This window comes from Paractinoplanes lichenicola (genome assembly GCF_016785085.1).
GTDB classification, from domain to species: Bacteria; Actinomycetota; Actinomycetes; order Mycobacteriales; family Micromonosporaceae; genus Actinoplanes; species Actinoplanes lichenicola.
In genome coordinates this window covers 39,119-55,466 of sequence record NZ_JAENHO010000011.1, presented here as the reverse complement: position 1 = coordinate 55,466, position 16,348 = coordinate 39,119, and the positions used below count along the sequence as shown (strand labels likewise).

Below are 16,348 nucleotides of genomic sequence, written 5' to 3'. Positions count from 1 at the left end.
CCCGCCGGTAAACAAACGGTCCCGAGTATTCGGGGTGTGACGGCGACCGATACGCATTGCCCCTACTGCGCCCTGCAGTGCGGCATGACGCTGACCCCCGAGATCCCGCGGGTCAGGCTGGAACCGCGCGACTTCCCGGTCAACAAGGGGGGCCTGTGCGCCAAGGGCTTCTCGGCCGCCGACCTGCTCGACCACCGGGACAGGCTGCTCACCCCGCTCGTCCGCAAGGGCCACGGCCTGCGCGAGGCGTCCTGGGACGAGGCCTTCGACCGGATCGTCGAGGCGATTCACCAGGCCCAGACCACGTACGGCCGGGACAGCGTGGGCGCGTTCGGCGGTGGCGGGCTGACCAACGAGAAGGCGTACGCGCTCGGGAAGTTCGTCCGGGTGTCGCTCAGGAGCTCGTCGATCGACTACAACGGCCGGTTCTGCATGTCGAGCGCGGCCACGGCGGCCAACCGCTCGCTGGGGATCGACCGCGGCCTGCCGTTCCCGCTCGAGGACGTGGCGGGCGCGAACACGGTGCTGATCGTGGGCGCGAACCCGGCCGAGGCGATGCCGCCCAGCATGCAATACCTGGAGGGCACCCGCTTCATCGTCGTCGACCCGCGGCGGACCAAGACGGCGGCCGGCGCCCACCTGCATCTGCAGCCGCTGCCGGGCACGGATCTGGCCCTGGCCAACGGTTTGCTGCACATCGCGATCCGCGAGGGCTATGTCGACGCGGACTACATCGAACGGCGCACGACCGGGTTCGAGGCGGTGGCGCAGGCCGTCACCGCGTACTGGCCCGGCCGGGTCGAGCGGATGACCGGCGTACCCGAGGGCCGGCTGAGACACGTCGCGAGAATGCTGGCCACCGAGGGGCCGGCGATGATCCTGACCGCGCGCGGCGCCGAGCAGCACAGCAACGGCACCGACACGGCCCAGGCGTATCTCAATCTGGCGCTGGCCCTCGGGCTGGTCGGCAAACCCTTCTCCGGGTACGGGACGATCACCGGCCAGGGCAACGGGCAGGGCGGCCGCGAGCACGGGCAGAAGGCCGACCAGCTCCCCGGCTATCGCAAGCTCGACGATCCCGCGGCACGAGAGCACGTCGCGAAGGTGTGGGGCATCGACCCGGACGAGCTGCCGGGGCCCGGCCGGAGCGCGTACGAGATGCTCACCGACGACCGCCTCAAGGTCCTGCTGGTGCTGGCGAGCAACATCGCGGTCAGCGCCCCGAACAGCAACCGGATCCGGCGGCAGCTCGAGAAGCTCGACTTCCTCGTCGTCTCCGACATCTTCCTCTCCGAGACCGCCGAACTGGCCGACGTCGTCCTGCCGGCCGCCCAGTGGGCCGAGGAGGAGGGCACGATGACCAACCTCGAGGGTCGCGTGCTCCGCCGCAAGCGCGCGTTGCCGCCGCCCCCGGACGTGAGGACCGACCTCGAGGTGCTGGCCGAGCTGTCCCGGCGGCTCGGCCGCGAGGAGTCCAGCGACCCGCGCACGGTCTTCGAGGAGCTGCGCCGGGCCAGCGCCGGGGGGATCGCCGACTACGCCGGAATCACGTACGAGCGGATCGAGCGGGAGGACGGCATCTTCTGGCCCTGCCCCGCCGAGGACCATCCGGGCACGCCTCGCCTTTTTGCGGACAGCTTCCCGACGCCGACCGGGAAAGCGCGGCTCCTCCCCGTCGTCCACCAGGACCCCGCGGAAATGCCCGACAAAGCCTTCCCGTACGTCCTGACGACCGGGCGCAACATGCAGCACTACCAGAGCGGCAACCAGACCCGGCGGGTCAAGGCGCTCACCGTGGCGCTGCCCGAGCCCCGCGCCGAGATCCACCCCGACCTGGCCCGACGGCACGGCATCGCCGACGGCGACCTGGTCGAGCTGCGCAGCCGCCGCGGCGCCGCGGTGCTGCGGGCCCGGCTCACCGACGGCATCCGCCCGGACACCGTCTTCGCCCCCTTCCACTGGCCCGGCGCCAACGCGCTGACCAACCCCGCCCTCGACCCGCACTCGCGCATGCCCGCCTTCAAGGCCTGCGCGGTGACGATCACCTTGCACAAGGAAGGAACCGACTGATGCGCCAACGCCTGGTGGTCATCGGCAACGGCATGGCCGGCGCCCGTACGGTCGAGGAGATCCTCGCCCGCGGCGGCGACTTCGACATCACCATGTTCGGCGACGAGCCGTACGGGAACTACAACCGGATCATGCTCTCCAACGTCCTCGCGGGCGTGGAGGACGAGTCCGGGATCTTCCTCAACGACCTCTCCTGGTACGTTGGCCACGGCATCACGCTGCACACCGGCACCCGGATCGAGCGCATCGACCGGCTCGCGCGAACGGTCCACGCGGCCGACGGCACGGCCACCCCGTACGACAAGCTGATCATCGCCACCGGCAGCCGCGCCTTCGTGCCCCCGATCCCGGGCCTCCACCGGCCCGGCCGCGGCTACCACCAGGGCGTGTTCGCGTTCCGCACGCTCGACGACACCCGGGCGATGATCCGGTACGCCAAGGAGCACCAGCGCGCCGTCGTCATCGGCGGCGGCCTGCTCGGTCTCGAAGCGGCCCGCGGCCTGCAGAGCCACCTCCCGCACGTGACCCTGATCCACGCCGCCGGCCACCTGATGAACGCCCAGCTCAACGAGGTGGCCGGGGGCATGCTCAAGCAGAGCGTCGAGGCCAGGCTCGGCATCGAGGTGGTGGTCAACGGCCGCACGACCGAGATCCTCGGCAAGCACGCGGTGACCGGGGTCAAGCTCGACGACGGCCGGGTCATCGAGTGCGACGTGGTCGTGGTGGCGGCCGGGATCCGGGCCAACGCCGAGATGGCCGCGGCCAGCGGGTTCGCCGTCGAACGGGGAATCGTGGTCGACGACCGGATGCGGGTACGCGACGAGGACGACGTCTACGCGGTGGGGGAGTGCGCCCAGCACCGCGGGGAGACGTACGGGCTGGTCGCTCCGCTCTGGGATCAGGCCAAGGTGCTCGCCGATCACCTGACCGGGACGAACCCGCTGGCCGAGTATCACGGCTCCCAGGTGGCCACGAAGCTCAAGGTGGCCGGGGTCGACGTGGCCTCGATGGGGCTCAAGGAACCGGAGCGCGACGACGACGAGTCGCTGACGTTCACCGAGCCCGCGAAGGGCATCTACAAGAACGTCATCATCCGCGACGGCCGGCTCGTCGGGGCCACCATGGTCGGCGACGTCAAGAAGGTCGCGTTCCTCATGCAGGCCTTCGACCGCGGGCTCGCGCTGCCCGAGGAACGGGCCGAGCTGATGTTCGACCTGGGCGGCCCGGCGGGCGAGGTCAAGGTCGAGGACATGGCCGACGACGAGCAGGTCTGCAACTGCAACGGCGTCAGCAAGGGCGCGATCTGCGCGACCGTCCAGCAGGGCTGCAAGACGGTCAGCGGGGTGATGGACAAGACCCGTGCCGGCAAGGGCTGCGGCACGTGCAAGCCGATCGTGCAGCGGATCGTCGAATGGGCCGCCGGGGGCGAGGTCGAGGAGGACCCGGCCGCGAGCTACTACGTGCCCGGCATCCCGATGCCCAAGCCCGAGCTGATGAACGCGATCCGCGTGCACGACTTGAGATCGGTGTCATCGGTCTTCGCCAAACTGGGCGGGGAGGAGGATGCCAAGAGCAAGATGGGCCTGGCCTCGCTGCTCAAGATGATGTGGGGCGGCGACTACGTCGACGAGCGCGACGCCCGGTTCATCAACGACCGCGTGCACGCCAACATCCAGCGCGACGGCACCTTCTCGGTCGTGCCGCAGATGAAGGGCGGCGTCACCACCCCGGCCCAGCTGCGCCGGATCGCCGAGGTGGCCGAGAAGCACGACGTGCCCATGGTCAAGCTGACCGGCGGCCAGCGCATCGACCTGCTGGGCATCCCCAAGGAGAAGCTGCCCGAGGTGTGGGCCGACCTCGACATGCCGTCGGGCTGGGCGTACGGGAAGAGCTTCCGCACGGTCAAGACCTGCGTCGGCTCGGACTTCTGCCGGTTCGGGGTGGGGGACTCGACGGCCCTGGGCATCGCGCTCGAGGAGCGCTATCAGGGCATCGAGGGGCCGGGGAAGATGAAGCTCGCGGTCACCGGCTGCCCGCGCAACTGCGCCGAGGCGTACGTGAAAGACCTCGGTGTGGTCGCCATCGACGGCGGTAAGTGGGAGATCTACGTCGGCGGCGCGGCCGGGGCCCACATCCGCAAGGGCGACCTGCTGACGACCGTGGGCAGCGCCGCCGAAGTGATGGTGCTGACCGGCCGGTTCCTGCAGTACTACCGGGAGAACGCGAACTGGCTCGAGCGCACCTACGCCTTCGTGCCGCGGGTCGGGATCGACCGCGTACGGGAAATCGTGGTCGACGACAAGGACGGCATCGCGGCCGGCCTCGACGCGGCCATGGACGCCTCGGTGGCGGCGTATCGCGACCCGTGGAAGGACCGCGACCAACCGGCGACCCCGGGCCAGTTCCGTACGTCGTTGCCGCTGACGGTGCTGACGTGAGGGTCATCGGCCGCGTCGACGAGATCCCGCCCGGCGAGGGACGCGCGTTCGCCGTCGACGGGCAGATGATCGCGGTCTTCCGGCTGCGCGACGGCTCGCTGCGCGCGACCCAGGCGGTCTGCCCGCACAAGGGCGGCCCCCTCGCCGACGGCCAGATCGACCTCAAGCAGGTGCTGTGCCCGCTGCACCTCAACGCCTGGGATTTGACCACCGGCTGCTCGCTCAGCGGCCAGCCCGACCTGACCGTCTACGACGTCCTGATCGACGACGACAAAATCCTTTTGGGGGACGCATGACCGCCACCCTGCCCGGCTCCTGGATCGACGACTGGCGCCCGGAGGACCGCGACTTCTGGGACAGGATCGGCGCGCCGATCGCCCGCCGCAACCTCATCTTCTCGATCACCTCGGAGCACATCGGCTTCTCGGTGTGGTCGCTGTGGTCGGTGCTGGTGCTGTTCCTCGGCCCCGAATACGGCATCGACCCGGCCGGCAAGTTCCTCCTCACCGCCGTGCCCACGCTGGTCGGGGCCGCCCTGCGCATCCCGTACAGCTTCGCCGTGGCCCGTTTCGGCGGCCGCAACTGGACCGTCTTCAGCGCCACCCTGCTGCTGGTCCCGTCGCTGCTGGCCGCGTTCCTGATCCGCCCCGGCGTCGACTTCTCGACCCTGCTCCTCATCGCGGCCGTGGCCGGCGTCGGCGGCGGCAACTTCGCGTCCTCGATGACCAACATCAACGCCTACTACCCGGACCGCCTCAAGGGCTGGGCCCTCGGCATCAACGCCGGCGGCGGCAACCTCGGCGTGGCCGCCGTGCAACTGGTCGGCCTCGTCGTGCTGGCCGTCTTCGGCGCCGGCCACCCCGGCCTGGTCGCCGGCTTCTACATCCCGCTGATCGTGTTGGCCGCGCTGGGTTCGGCCCTCTACATGGACAACCTGACCCAGGCCCGCTCCGAGAAACGCGGCATGCGCGACGCCGTCCGCGAACCCCACACCTGGGTGATGTCGCTGCTCTACATCGGCACGTTCGGCTCTTTCATCGGCTTCGGTTTCGCCTTCGGTCAGGTCTTGCAGGTGCAATTCGCCGATGTCTTCAGCACCCCCGTCAAGGCCGCCTATCTCACCTTTCTCGGCCCGCTGCTGGGCTCTTTGATCCGCCCCGTCGGCGGCGCCCTGGCCGACAGACTCGGCGGCGCCCGCGTCACTTTCGTCAACTTCATCGCCATGGCCCTCGGCGCCACCACGGTCCTGATCGCGGCCCAGTTGCGCTCGCTGCCGCTCTACATCGTCGGCTTCATCGCCCTGTTCATCTTCAGCGGCATCGGCAACGGCTCGACGTACAAAATGATCCCCGCCATCTTCAAGCGCAAGCACCCCCACGACGACCACGAGGCCCGCCGCCTCTCCGGCGCAGTAATCGGCATCGCGGGCGCCATCGGTGCTTTCGGCGGCGTGCTGGTCAACCTGGCCTTCCGCCAATCCTTCCTGACCACCAAGGAGGCCGACGCCGCATACGTTGCATTCATCGCCTTCTACGCCGTCTGCGTCCTGGTCACGTGGGCGGTCTATTTGCGCCCGGCCCACCAGCGAGTCTGAAAAACCTTTTCCCGTACGAGTCGTGCCCGTCCACAAACGCAAGGGGTCCGAACCGGGCGCTCCTCGCGACCTGCGAAATCGGCCAGGCCGTAGCGCGCGACCGGGATGTCCCCGATGGCCGGGCACGACGCGCCCTGTTGCTCCGACTTGCTGAGGTGGACAACACTGCCGGGCATGGAATTCTTGTTGCTGATCATCCTCGTCGGCTTCGCTGCCTTCGGCGTGATCAAGGCGACCAGGGCACGCCGCGCCTCAGGCCACCGAGCATTCGGCACAACCGGCCACGGCCAGACCCCCGGCGCAGAACCGACGTTCGACGTCGGCGGCGGGCACTCCCACTCGTCGAGCGACGACAGCTCGTCCAGCGACAGCTCCAGCAGCGGCGACTGATCGTCCGCCTGCCGCTCTCCGATCCCTGGGGCGCATCCATCTCGACGCTCTGATGTCCGTGCCATCGGGCACGACAGGCAGGTCCTTTTTGGAGCAACAGCGCCGTCGGCGTCACCGCCCGCCGGCGGTCAGCCGGTCGGCGAGCCAGTCGAAGGCCGGCCCCTCCATACGCCGCCACAGGGCCATGCTGTGGCCGCCGCGCGGCAGTTCGACGGCGGTGAGCGCGATCGGTGGCCGGGCCGCCCGCACGACCGCGCGCGAGCCGTCGCGGGACTGGGCGTCGTCGGCGGCCCACGTGACGTACAGCGAGATGCGCGGCTGCGGCAGGTGGGCGAGCCGCCAGGCGACGTTGTTGGTCGTCTTCTCGCTGCCGTCGCCGACGGTGATGCCGGGGCCGGCGTCGCCCGACAGCGAGGCGGCCGCGGCGTACCGGCCGGGGTGGCGCAGGGCGAGGTTCATCGCGCAGAAACCGCCGGCCGAGTAGCCGATCAGGCCCCACCCCGCGCGGTCGGTGCGGACACGCAGGTTCGCGGTGGCCCAGGCGGCGACGTCGGCGGTCAGGAAAGTCTCGGTGCGCGGGCCGCCGACCAGCTCGGTGCACTCGGTGTCGAGCAGGCGGCGCGGTGTCTGGTACGGAAAGAGCACGACGGCCGGGGGCATCCGGCCCGCGGCGATCTCCCGGTCCAGCGTGGGCACCGCGTCGAGCCGCCGGATCCACACGTTCGGCGACCCGGGATAGCCGTGGAACGCCTCGATCACCGGGAACCGCCGGTCCGCACCGCCGGGCAGGTCGTAGGCGGCGGGCAGGTAGACGCCCATGGTGAGGTTCAGACCGCTGGCGTGCCCGGGCACGACTACCGTGAGCAGGCGGCCGCCACCAGGCGACGGCGGCCCGGCGGACAGCGGGACGGAGCGGCCGGCCAGCGCCGACCACGACTCGTACGTGGTGGTCAGCCGGTTGGCCTGCAGGGCGCTCACAGTCACCGACGACACGACGACGAGCACGACCAGCCCCGTACGGCCGAGCCACCGCCGTCCGTCCCAGAAGCGCGCCAGCCCGTACGTCGTAAGCAGCACCGCCGCGACCCCCAACGCGACAGTGGTGGTGGAGTCGATGCTCAGCGCGTGCCCGGTGGCGCGTCCCGCGTCGGCTGCCAGATCGGCCCACGACGGATAGAACGTCTGCACCCGGTTGTCGATGAGCGCGACCGTGACGACGATGAGCACGTCGGCCAGCAGCACGCCGACCGTACGGGAAACCAACCGGCGACGGCGGCCGCCGCGTGACCACAATCGGACGGTCACCGCCGACACCGTGACGGCGGCCGCACCGACCACGATGATCAGCGGAAGGCCGATCAGGCTCACGGACCCGGCTTCCGGGCGCCGCGACCGGCCGGCAGGAACGCCTCGGCGCTGAGCGCGGCCACGGCGATCCGCGACAGGTCACGCGCGGACGGGAAGCACAGGAAACGCGGCTGCCAGCTCGGCTGATACTTGGCGTTGGCCCGGTAGAGCGACTCGATCTGCCACAACCGGGAGCCCGCCCGCAGCGCCCGCGCCCCCATGCGGGTGACCGGGCCGGCCCCGAGCTGCTCGGCCCGGGCGAACACCGACCGCAGCACCGCGAAGTTCAGCGAGACCCGCCGGACCCCGTACGCCGGGGCCGCCTCGACCGCACTCACGATCATGAGCTCCATCAGCCCGTTGTCGGCGGCGCGGTCGGCCCGCATCAGGTCGAGCGACAGGCCGGCCCCACCCCACGGCACGAACTGGAGCAGCCCGCGCAGCCGGCCCTCCCCGTCGCGGCACAGCACCAGCAGGCAGTCGCCGTCGGCCGGATCGCCGAAGCGCGACAACGCCATCGAGAAGCCCCGTTCGACCCCACCCTGCCGGAACGCCACCGCGCAGTGCCGCGCCTGCTCGAGAGAGACGTCGTCGAGATCCCGCTGCCGCACCACCTCGCAGGTGTATCCGGCCCGGCGGGCCCGGCCGACGGCCTGACGCACGTTCCGCATCGGACGGCCGTCCAGCGAGAACCCGGCCACGTCGATGATCGCCTCGTCGCCCAGCTCGATGGCGTCCAGACCGAAGCGCCGGTACGCCGTGCCGCCGGCCGTGTCGCAGGCCAGGACGGCCGGGGTCCAGCCGTGCTCGGCGCAGTCGGCCAGCCACGCGGCGATCGCGTCCGGCCAGGCCGACGGGAGGCCCAGCGGATTGCCCGAGGCCAGACTCACCCCGTTGATCACGCGGTAGGCGACGGCCGCCTTGCACGACGGCGCCCAAATGATCAGCTTGTCGGACCGCAGCGCGAAGTAGCCCAGCGAATCCCCGTCACCCCGCCGCCCCAGCAGCTCCCGCACCTCGGCTTCGTCGCCGGCCGCCCACCCGGCCCGCCGCGTGCCGGGCCGCAACAGCACCACGGCGCCCGCGGCAAACCCCAGCAACCCGAACGTACCGGTGGTGACGGCCACCGCCGTACCGGTGATCGCGTGCTGGAAGTGCAACGGACCGGTCACCCCGACCATGCCGAGCACGACATGCTGCGCCCACAGCCCCGGCCCGGCTTGCCCGGCGAGCTGCCCGGCGCGCAACGCCACCTCAAGGAACCCGAGCACGAACCCCGCGGCCAGGAACCCGGCGCAGACCCACAGCGCCCGCAACCGGTTACGCGCATCCCCCCGGGCGTGGAAACGGTCCCGCTCGATCAGCAGCACCCCCAGCACACCCGCCGCCACGATGGCCGGCGCCACCGTGGCCTTGGCCAGGTGCAACACCACGCTGAGCGCACACAGCACCGTGGTCAGCTGCCACGCCCGCCGCTTGCCCCGCCGCAACCCCGCGCCGAGATAGACCAGAAGCAACCCGACGACACCGGTCGCGGCCCGCGCGGTCAGCATGCCGGTGGTCGGCATGAGATGCGCCAGCGTCACCATCCGATGATGCCAGCCCGGCACGACCGCGAACACCGCGTCGAACGCCCCCACCACCTGCACGGCGCGCGCCACCCCGACCCGCGACGGCGGCGGCCGCCAGGCAGGCCTCCGCGGGGCCTGCTGCTGCTCCCGCTTGTCCACCGTCACCGCGCTGTCAGCCATAACCCCCGCCACCCTCACCCGTCCGAAGCCGGGCCATCGTCCCCCGCCCCGCCCCGCCGCCGCGTCGGCCAAGGGTAGAGATGATGAACAAGACCCCTACGACTTTCGGCTAGTTCCCCGTCGCACTACGAGAAACGCGGCCAGCCCTCGACGAACCACAGACCGAGGCGGCTTGCTTCCATACGTGACAGCCAGCTGCCCGCCGCCGACGCAGGAGACGCTGATATCAAGCGCACCTTCATCGTCGGCCGCGCCGGCAGCCTTCTCCCACGCCCTCATGCGTCGTCGTAGTTGCTCAAGTACGAGTCCGGTGTCAGGCCCCTCGATGGCTGCCGGCCGCTCAGTCGCTCGCGCCGCAGCGCCGACGGTAACCGTAGCCACAGGCCCACATCCGCTCGAATCACCTACGCATCTGGCACCTGCTCGCGTAAGCAGCCCTCTCGCATTCCGCCTCGCCACCGACGTAGAAGGCGATACGGACCCAAGAAGGCTGGAAAGGCATCGTTGGACCGCCCTGCAGGTGACTCGCGGAAGACCGGTCGGCCTTCCACACAGCCACCCTTTAATCGAGACTGAACAAATGAGCTCGAGTGACGCGGTAGAGATCGCGTTCGAAGTGCCGGGATGGCCGCCGATCAAGAACGAGGCATTGTCGTTGTTCTCGGCCAACAACAGACAGCATGAGCGAGTTCGGGAGCTGCTCGAGGCGACTGCAGTTGCCTCGCGGTCGGTCGGCTGGAACGTAACCGACCGCCTCGTGGGCCTCGACGTGACCTTGCGAGCGCCGCGCGGGCGCCCCGCCGGCGACGCGACCAACTATCTCGGCGGCATCGGCGACGTCCTGCAGGACAAGAGCAGCCCGATCAACCTCGATCTCTCCCACCTCGGGTCGCTTCAGCAGGTAGCGCTCTACCTCGACGATCGGCAGATCGTCCGGGTGAGGTACGACGTCGAGCCAGCTGACAACCCCTCTTACTCGGTGCGCGTGGTGGTCCTCAGCCACCTGTAACTCATGTACCGGTGTCGAGCCGCGGGTAACAAGTCGCGACGCTACGGGCCAGCCCCGCAGGCCTGTGTCCTGGCGCGTTGGGGTTACCACCGAGCGCCTACCGGCACGACGCCTGGTGGAGCAACGAGGACGCGCCACAAAACACGCACACTCAGAGCCGCCTCGGCTGGATGGCCGCCGGCTACACGGCGGCTGCTGAACGGGCCACTCACCAGGTTGTTTTCACGCGCATCGTCATTTGAGCGGCGCCCTCCGTTTGCCCGAGGTCAGCCATGATTGCCCCCGTGCAGGCCCGGACAGCGGCGGACAATGAGATGCTTCGGCGGCTGTTAAGGTCGTCGAATGATCGGCGGCATCATCGTCCCGGGGCGTGGTTACGGCCCGCAGGCCCCTTTGCTCGACCTCGCCGATGAGGCGCTCCGCGATCGCGAAATACCCACGGAGACAATACATTGGACCGTTCCCGACGGCCTTCTGGATGTCGGACCGGAACCATTCGTCAGGGCACATGTCCTGGCCGCCCTGCACAGATTGAATGCCGCGCAACCTGTGATCATCGCCAAGTCACTCGGCACGTACGCCGCCGTACTCGCAGCCGAACAGGAACTTCCCGCGATCTGGCTCACGCCGCTTCTCCACGTCGAGGCCATCGCCGAGGCGATCACCCGAAACCCGGCGCCCGCACTTCTCGTCGGAGGCACCCGCGATCGCAGTTGGCTTCCCGACGTCGCCGTCGCGACGAAGAAGACCGTCATCACCATCCCCGACGGGGATCACGGCTTGCGCCCACCGGGACCGCTACGCGCATACACCGACGCCCTCGGCGACGTCGGAACAGCAATGGAAGGGTTTCTCCGCCAATTCGACTAACGCCCACCGGCGGAAGGGGCGGCGCGCTGTTCGGATTTGGCAAAGTGGTCTTGTTCGCCAGGCAACCTGAAGTTGAGACCGGTCCACACGCCGCCGCCTGATGGCATACCGTTTCGCGGTGATCGATACCTCGACTGAGCTTTGGGACCCGCCGCCGTCCCGGCCCAGCCTCGTACCCGCCTGGATCGGCGCGTTCCTCTCATCGGTGGTGATCGTTGCGCTCGTCGGCACGGGCGGCGTGGTCGCCCACGCATCGAACGACGAACGCTACCGCGAGACCAGCGACGTCTGCTCCCGTCTCGACCTCTCGGCCGTCGCCACTCGCCTCGACCACCCCCCGCTGCGACCGCAACCGTCGGCGAAAGCCGGCGCCTGCTCCTACGTCGTCGAAAACGAGGACGGCCTCTGGGCAAGCTACGGCACAGTGAAACTCGCGTACGGCGCGAACGCGGCCGTCGCGTGGATCGAGTGGCGATACAACAAGACTGAGGGAAATCCACGCGACGTCCCGAACCTCGGCCGAGCTGCGCACCTCGTCTCGCAGGCAAGGAATGTCGACGGCAAGGCGTTCTGCTTCGTAAGCCTGGACGTGCTCGACTCGAACCTCAGGCTCACCATCAGCCTCGGCACCGACGCCGGCATACCGTCGCGCCCCTGCGACGACGTGGACGCGCTCGGCAACGCCCTGATCGAAAGCACTCGAACGTCCCTGACCCGCCTCGCCGAGAGTCCATGACCACGGCCCACGTCCAACGGATCACGGCTCAGCCTGCCGTTCGACCCCGGTCGCTGGTCGGCATCACCGCGGATCCACCGGCGAGATCTGTCGGCTCTCGGATGAGTACGGCGCGTCTTTCCAGGTGGAGTACGCCGGTGAATACATTGGCATGGTCGAGTCCGGCCGGACGGATTCCGGGATCGCGGACACCCTCATCGGGGAGTGGGAGCGGGCTGTCAACCGCGCAAAACCCAAGCGGTGACTCTCATGAGGGCCCCGATGAGTGCGGCGGCCGCCAGCCGACTGACCCACCGTACGGTGGAGTCCGATGGCTGGCGATCACGCCCGGTGTCTCGGTCAGGTGGCGGTGAAGTCGGCGCGGTGGTCGCGAGCCCATTGTTCGAGGGTGCGGCCCGGCCGGCCGGTGAGGTCGCGCACGCCGGGCCGGACGAGGTCGGGTTCGGTGACCGTGTCTGACCAGTAGTGGAGCAGCATGGCGATGATGTCCTCGGGAATGAACCGGGCCACGTCCGCGCGGAACTCGGCCGGGGTGATCTCTTCGAGTGGGATGTCGCGGCCGATGGCGGCCCCGATCGCGGCGACCTGGTCGATCCGGGTGAGCGACTGCGGGCCGGTCAGCGGATAGATCTGGCCTTCGTGGCCGTCACGCAACAGGGCGACGGCGGCGGCATCGGCGATGTCCGCCTCATGAATCGGCGCCTGAGCGGAGTGCGGGTACGGCACTCGGACCGGCATTCCGGCTTTGATGGGCCAGGCCCACGAGAGCAGGTTGGTGGCGAACGTGCCCGGCCGCAGGATGGTCCAGTCGTCGGTGCGAGCTGTCACTGCCTGTTCCACCGCCAGATGATGGGTGTGGCTGGCCGACCCGATGTCACGAGGGAACTCGCCCGCCGCGGCAAGCGAGGACATCACGACGAATCTGTGTACCCCGGCAGCCGTCGCGGCGGCGACAACCTCGGCGACTCCGCGGTCGACCGGGAACACGAACATCCGGTCCACCCCGTCGAACAAGTCCGCGGTCAACGTCGACGGCACGGTGAGATCAGCTCCGACCACCTCGACGCCGTCCGGCAGCTCGGCCTCCCGCGGTTTGCGACTCACCGCACGTACCTGCGCGCCGGCGCTCACCAAGGCACTGATCAGGGTGCGCCCGACCGCTCCGGTGGCGCCCGTTACCAAAATCGTCATCAGCGATCCGCATCTCTCCGCATGCGCCGGGCGGATTTCCCGGCTCGGAGGCGACGCTACGGATCAATCAGGTCAGCTCACGGCCGCAATCCACGGCGGCCGCCGCCGAAGATCACCCGGGGTGGCCGTCGTTGTCGGTGTGGTCGGATTGGGTGGAGAACTTCGAGATGAAGATGTCGAGGCGGCCGTCGGGGCGGAAAGTGGCCGTTCCCCCGTCCTGCCAGATGCCGTTCTCGTCCCACCACTGGGAGCCGTACGGGTCGCCTTGGTTTTGGTGGACGTTGTGGACCCCCAGGCCGTGGTCGAAGGGCTCGCCGAAGACCAGGATGCGGCGGCCGGGTTCCAGGATCGGTTCGAGGGCGGCCGCGGCGTCGAGGTTGGAGCCGGTCGTCCAGCGGCGGGGTGGGGGCAGCAGCCGCCGCAGGAAGGAGAGGCAGCCGGGCAGGTCGGCCAGCACCGGGTGCCGTTGGTAGTCGAGGGCGCCCGAGCCGTTGACCCGGGCCAGCTCGTGATAGCCGGGCGGCAGGGCGGTGACCGGGCCCAGCGCGGAAGGCGCGACGGTGTAGGTCTTCCACTGCACGCCGGTGGTGGTGTTCTTGCTGTCCACGTCGACCGCGCAGCGGTAGCGGCCGTCGGGGGCGTCCACCTCGAGGTTGACGTGGAACCAGCGGCCCTGGTCGTCGGGGCGGTCGCGGAAGTGGCGGTGCAGCGTGCCGGCCAGCACGCCGTAGCGACCGAAAGGCATGCTCGCAGTCAACCAGGGCGGGCCACGGCGCCGACAGCCTCTTTCGGGTTGTCTTGGCGTCCGGCCGTGGACTATGACTCGACCCCGTCGATAGCGTTCCGACGCCGTCCGAACACGGCGCGTCGAGATCGACTGAGGTGAGTTCCTGTGACCACCATTCGCCGCCGGGTGGCGCGGACCCTCGCGCTGCCGGTGGCCGCCGCCCTCGTGCTGCTGGCCGTCGTCGTCGCGATCGAGGCGCGGGGTTACCGGCGGGCCGCCGACGCCGCCGCGGCCGTACGCCGGGCATTGGCGGTCCAGGATCTGGTGCAGGAGCTGCAGACCGAGCGCGGGCTGGCGGCGGGGCTGCTCGGCGGCAACGAGGGCTTCCGGGCCGAGCTGGCCCCGGCCCGCGTACGGGTGGATCAACTGCGCGGCGAGGCGGACGCGTCGGCGCTCGGCGCGCTGGCCGGGGTGCGTACGGCCACCGACACCGGCACGATCACCCGCGCGGACGCGTTCGCGTTCTACACCGGACGGATCACCGAGCTCAACCGTCTCGACACCGGGCTCGCGGGCGCCGACGACCCGGAGCTGCGCCGCGACGCGCGGGTGCTCGAGGCGCTCGGCGACGCCAAGGAGGCCATCGCCCAGGAGCGCGCGTTCCTCAACGGCGTCTTCTCGGCCGGCGGGTTCCGGGCGGGCGAGTTCCTGCAGTTCGTCACCATGCGCTCGGCCAAGGACACTGCCCTGAGCGCGTTCGCCCGCTACGCCACCGGCGCGCAGCAGGCCTCGGCCGACTACGTGTTCGGCACCGGCGCCGGCCAGGTCGCCCGCTACTTCGAGGGGGTCGCGCTGGCCTCCGGCGACAACCGCGAGCTGCAGGTCAACCCGCAGTCGTGGTGGTCGGCGCTGACCACCGTCCTGGACGACCTGCTGCGGCTGGAGCAGCACGCCGGCTCGGTCATCGAGGCCCGCGCGGGTGAGCTGCGCGATCAGGCCGCGCGGCGGATGGGCGGGCTCGGCGCGATCGTGCTGCTCGGGCTGGCCGGCGCGATCTACTTGGCCGTCGTCGCTTCGCGGTCCATCGCCCGGCCGTTGCGCGAGCTGGCCGAGCGGGCCGATCACCTCGCAGAGCAAGACCTTCCCGACGCCGTACGGCGGGTGGCCGCGGGCGACGAGGACGCCGCGCCCCCGGCGATCGGGCCACCGGCGGGCGCCACCGCCGAGGTCCAGTCGCTGGCCGGCGCGCTCGGCCGGGTCCAGGCCACCGCGTACGCCCTGGCCACCGAGCAGGCGCAGCTGCGGCGCGGCACCACCGAGGCCCTGGCCGACCTGGGCCGTCGCCACCAGAACCTGCTGCGCCGCCAGCTGGCCCTGATCACCCGGCTCGAACGCGAGGAGACCGACCCCGGCGGCCTGGCCAACCTGTTCGAGCTCGACCACCTGGCCACCCGCATGCGCCGCAACGCCGAGAGCCTGCTCGTGCTGGTCGGAGCGTCCGGCCCGCGGTCGTGGTCGGAGCCGGTGCCCGTCGAGGACGTGATCCGGGCCGCGGTCTCCGAGGTCGAGGAGTACCGCCGGGTCACCCTGCGCCGCGTCGACGAGACCCGGCTGATCGGCGCCGCCGCCACCGCCGTCGCCCACCTGCTGGCCGAGCTGGTCGAGAACGGCCTCGCCTTCTCCTCGCCCGAGGCCGACCTCGAGATCCAGGGCCGGCTGATCGGCGAGCAGTATCTGATCGCGGTGGTCGACCAGGGCATCGGGATGACCGAGACCGACCTGGCCGAGGCCAACCGGCGGCTGCGCGGCGAGGGCGACTTCCTGGCCGCGCCCGCTCGGTATCTGGGGCACTACGTGGTCGGCCGGCTGGCCCGCGACCTGGGCGCCGAGGTGGTGCTGACGCCGTCGCCGGTCACCGGGGTGACGGCCCGGGTGGTGCTGCCGGCGGCGTTGACGGCCGAGCCCGAGATCCTCATGCCCGCCGTGACCGTCGAGTATCTCCCGGCGCCCGCACTGCCCAAACAGCGCCCGCCGTCCGAGGCCGACCCCGCCCGTACGGCCAATGGGTTGCCCCGACGACCGCCGCGCACCCCACGCGTGGCCCGGTTGCATCCGGTGCCCGCCCCACCCTCGGCCGACGACCTGGGCGCCGACCCCGAGGACGTGCGGGCCCGGCTCGACGCGTTCCGCGGCGGCGTGGCCCGCGGCGCCGGCCCGCACTAGGA

The 16,348-nt window shown here is 70.5% G+C and carries 14 protein-coding genes; 10 read left to right on the top strand and 4 right to left on the bottom strand.

The genetic code is table 11. The annotated features are described in order from the left end of the window. Positions 1-36: 36 nt before the first annotated feature. From JKJ07_RS34010 to JKJ07_RS33990, 5 genes are all read left to right on the top strand, one after another. On the top strand, positions 37-2,070 hold the full coding sequence (locus JKJ07_RS34010; protein WP_202996053.1) for a molybdopterin oxidoreductase family protein: 2,034 nt from the start codon (positions 37-39) through the stop codon (positions 2,068-2,070). After that, positions 2,070-4,508, top strand: coding sequence for a nitrite reductase large subunit NirB (gene nirB / locus JKJ07_RS34005; protein ID WP_202996052.1), 2,439 nt, complete (start codon positions 2,070-2,072; stop codon positions 4,506-4,508). The genes JKJ07_RS34010 and nirB overlap by 1 nt, the downstream gene beginning before the upstream one ends. Continuing rightward, positions 4,505-4,804, top strand: a complete 300-nt coding sequence (locus tag JKJ07_RS34000; protein WP_202996051.1) for a Rieske (2Fe-2S) protein — start codon at positions 4,505-4,507, stop codon at positions 4,802-4,804. The genes nirB and JKJ07_RS34000 overlap by 4 nt, the downstream gene beginning before the upstream one ends. Next, on the top strand, positions 4,801-6,102 hold the full coding sequence (locus JKJ07_RS33995; RefSeq protein ID WP_202996050.1) for a nitrate/nitrite transporter: 1,302 nt from the start codon (positions 4,801-4,803) through the stop codon (positions 6,100-6,102). The genes JKJ07_RS34000 and JKJ07_RS33995 overlap by 4 nt, the downstream gene beginning before the upstream one ends. A gap of 174 nt (positions 6,103-6,276) precedes the next feature. Further along, positions 6,277-6,492, top strand: a complete 216-nt coding sequence (locus tag JKJ07_RS33990) for a hypothetical protein (protein WP_202996049.1) — start codon at positions 6,277-6,279, stop codon at positions 6,490-6,492. A gap of 111 nt (positions 6,493-6,603) precedes the next feature. Here JKJ07_RS33990 and JKJ07_RS33985 read toward each other — a convergent pair whose 3' ends face one another. Both JKJ07_RS33985 and JKJ07_RS33980 read right to left on the bottom strand, forming a co-directional pair. Continuing rightward, the gene (locus JKJ07_RS33985) at positions 6,604-7,860 is read right to left on the bottom strand and encodes an alpha/beta hydrolase (RefSeq protein WP_307834546.1); all 1,257 of its coding nucleotides are present in this window, start codon (positions 7,858-7,860) and stop codon (positions 6,604-6,606) included. Continuing rightward, on the bottom strand, positions 7,857-9,590 hold the full coding sequence (locus tag JKJ07_RS33980; RefSeq protein WP_202996048.1) for a phosphatidylglycerol lysyltransferase domain-containing protein: 1,734 nt from the start codon (positions 9,588-9,590) through the stop codon (positions 7,857-7,859). Before JKJ07_RS33980 ends, JKJ07_RS33985 begins: the two co-directional genes overlap by 4 nt. Before the next feature lie 580 nt (positions 9,591-10,170). On the opposite strand from JKJ07_RS33980, the gene JKJ07_RS33975 reads away from it, so the two are divergent. The 4 genes from JKJ07_RS33975 (at position 10,171) to JKJ07_RS33965 (ending at position 12,205) form a co-directional block, all read left to right on the top strand. Further along, complete coding sequence (locus tag JKJ07_RS33975) at positions 10,171-10,599, top strand: hypothetical protein (protein WP_202996047.1); 429 nt, start codon at positions 10,171-10,173, stop codon at positions 10,597-10,599. 77 nt (positions 10,600-10,676) lie between these two features. After that, positions 10,677-10,841 carry a DUF7662 domain-containing protein gene (locus JKJ07_RS52465; protein ID WP_438871459.1) on the top strand — a complete coding sequence of 55 codons (165 nt, stop codon included), beginning with the start codon at positions 10,677-10,679 and terminating at the stop codon, positions 10,839-10,841. A 100-nt stretch (positions 10,842-10,941) separates the two neighbouring features. Continuing rightward, complete coding sequence (locus tag JKJ07_RS33970) at positions 10,942-11,469, top strand: alpha/beta hydrolase (RefSeq protein WP_202996046.1); 528 nt, start codon at positions 10,942-10,944, stop codon at positions 11,467-11,469. A gap of 118 nt (positions 11,470-11,587) precedes the next feature. Next, positions 11,588-12,205, top strand: coding sequence for a hypothetical protein (locus tag JKJ07_RS33965; protein ID WP_202996045.1), 618 nt, complete (start codon positions 11,588-11,590; stop codon positions 12,203-12,205). A 339-nt stretch (positions 12,206-12,544) separates the two neighbouring features. On the opposite strand, the gene JKJ07_RS33960 is transcribed toward JKJ07_RS33965, so the two are convergent. Continuing rightward, positions 12,545-13,396, bottom strand: a complete 852-nt coding sequence (locus JKJ07_RS33960; RefSeq protein ID WP_202996044.1) for an NAD(P)H-binding protein — start codon at positions 13,394-13,396, stop codon at positions 12,545-12,547. A gap of 112 nt (positions 13,397-13,508) precedes the next feature. Beyond that, positions 13,509-14,141, bottom strand: a complete 633-nt coding sequence (locus tag JKJ07_RS33955; RefSeq protein ID WP_202996043.1) for a DUF2278 family protein — start codon at positions 14,139-14,141, stop codon at positions 13,509-13,511. Between the two features lie 147 nt (positions 14,142-14,288). Here JKJ07_RS33955 and JKJ07_RS33950 point away from each other — a divergent pair, with 147 nt between their 5' ends. Beyond that, positions 14,289-16,346, top strand: a complete 2,058-nt coding sequence (locus JKJ07_RS33950) for a sensor histidine kinase (protein WP_202996042.1) — start codon at positions 14,289-14,291, stop codon at positions 16,344-16,346. Positions 16,347-16,348 lie beyond the last annotated feature (2 nt).